A 1,885-nucleotide genomic window follows, 5' to 3' on the forward strand; every position below is an offset into this window, starting at 1 on the left:
TTTCATTTCTTCTTTTCCTTTACGTGTAGAATTCCATTGTTTATTTTAACACAAAATCCACTTTGCCCGTAATCGGGAGCCGGAATTTACGGGCAAATCCCAGAAATCGGACTTTTGCCCGTAATCCCGAGCTGATTTTTGCGGGCTCATGAGCGTTCGGCTCCACACCTTGTTTGCCCGTAATCCCGTCCCGGCTCAATAATCAAGCAAGAGATGCGCAGCTCTGTATTTTCAAAAAAAGAAGCCGGGGTTTTCCCCAGCCTCTTTTAAAACTCATTCTTTCCTGTCTTCCTTGTCAAGCTCAAGGTCACCGACGCCTTCAAGATGGCTGACACCTTCAACAAAATGCTCGCGCGCACTTGTTTCCTCTTCTTCGGCACCCGTGATTGCATCATCCGGAATTTCGTCGGTATTGGCGAAGATTTCAAGATGCTGCCTGTGATTTCTGAAAGTCATCGGCGCATCCCCGCCGTATTCGCCGTCGACGTTGATCATCATCTTCTCGTCAACGGGCTTTGCGACAAGCTTGGATGTCTTGACATAGAGAATCCGCGGATCGTTGACGTGCCTGCCTCCGTTCAAGACCATCGTAATCAGCTGCAGGATTTCGATCAGGTTGCTTGTCTTGACGACGATCAGCGTGAACTTGCCGTCGTCAAGTGAAGCATCCGGCACAATCTGTTCGAACCCGCCGACGGAATTCGTCAAGGCCAGGAAGAACATTGATGCCTTGCCGTCATATGTTCCACCGTCATATTCAAGATGCATCCTGATCGGCTTGATGCGCGGCAGAAGTTCGGCCCCCTTGACGAGGTAGGCCAGGTATCCGAACAGCGACTTGACCTGTGACGGCACGCCATACGTGAGCTCAGTCAGCAGACCGCCGGCTGCAATGTTGACGAACCAGTTGTCGCCCGCCTCACCGATATCCATCCTGACGGTCTGGCCCTTGGCAATCACCTTGGCAGCCCCGATTGGATCTTCGCGCGGAATCTTCAGTGCCCTGGCATAGTCGTTCGTCGTCCCGGCCGGAATGATGCCGAGCTTCGGGCGATGCTTCAGCGGTGCGATTCCGTTGACGACCTCATTGATCGTGCCGTCGCCGCCGGCTGCAACAATCAGGTTGAATCCGGCCCTGGCGGCACGTTCGGCCTCGTTTTTGGCGGAATTCGGCTCCGGAGTCGTGGCATATGCACTCGTTTCATAACCTGCCCGCTCCAGAATATTCAAAATGTCGACAAGATTGTTCTTCATCGTTTCCCGGCCTGAAGTCGGGTTGTAGATGATTCGACAACGTTTTTGCATTTTATCACCTCAAGACAAGAAGCTGCCGGGTCCCGTAACCGGTCCCTCTCACAGCTTCCTGATCATTCTTTGAAATACAGAGTCAAAAACCTCTCTGACGGTTATCTTTCAGCAAGGCTTGCCATAAGCAGCTTGTTGACGACCTTCGGATTGGCCTTGCCGCGTGTCTGCTTCATGATGGCACCGACAAGGAAGCCGACGGCACGGTCCTTGCCGTTCTTGAAGTCTTCAATCGACTGCTCGTTGTTGTCCAGGACTTCATCAATGATTGGCTGGAGCTTTTCCGGATCGGACAGCTGGGCCATGCCCTTTTCCTCGACCCATGCCTTCGGATCGGTGTCGTTTTCAATGATCTGCTTGAAGACCTTCTTCGCAATCTTTGAGGAAATCGTCTCGTCTTCAATCAGTTTGATCATCGTTGCCAGGTGTTCAGGCGTCAGCGCCGTTTCCTGAAGCTCGACCTTGTTTGCGTTCAGGTAGGCGGAAACTTCGCCCATCAGCCAGTTGGCAGCAAGCTTGGCGTCTGCTCCGGCTGCAACGGTTGCTTCGTAGAAGTCAGACATTTCCTTTGTCTGCGTCA

1 protein-coding gene and 1 pseudogene are annotated in these 1,885 nt (G+C 52.5%); both read right to left on the reverse strand.

Going from position 1 to position 1,885, the window contains the following annotated elements:
• Positions 1-273: 273 nt before the first annotated feature.
• Positions 274-1,305, reverse strand: coding sequence for a diacylglycerol kinase (locus V7Z60_RS09945; protein ID WP_334117653.1), 1,032 nt, complete (start codon positions 1,303-1,305; stop codon positions 274-276).
• Positions 1,306-1,406: 101 nt separating this feature from the next.
• Positions 1,407-1,885, reverse strand: a pseudogene (locus tag V7Z60_RS09950) (Asp-tRNA(Asn)/Glu-tRNA(Gln) amidotransferase subunit GatB); the annotation flags it as partial.

Source organism: Ligilactobacillus sp., from assembly GCF_036846325.1.
Lineage (GTDB): Bacteria > Bacillota > Bacilli > Lactobacillales > Lactobacillaceae > Ligilactobacillus.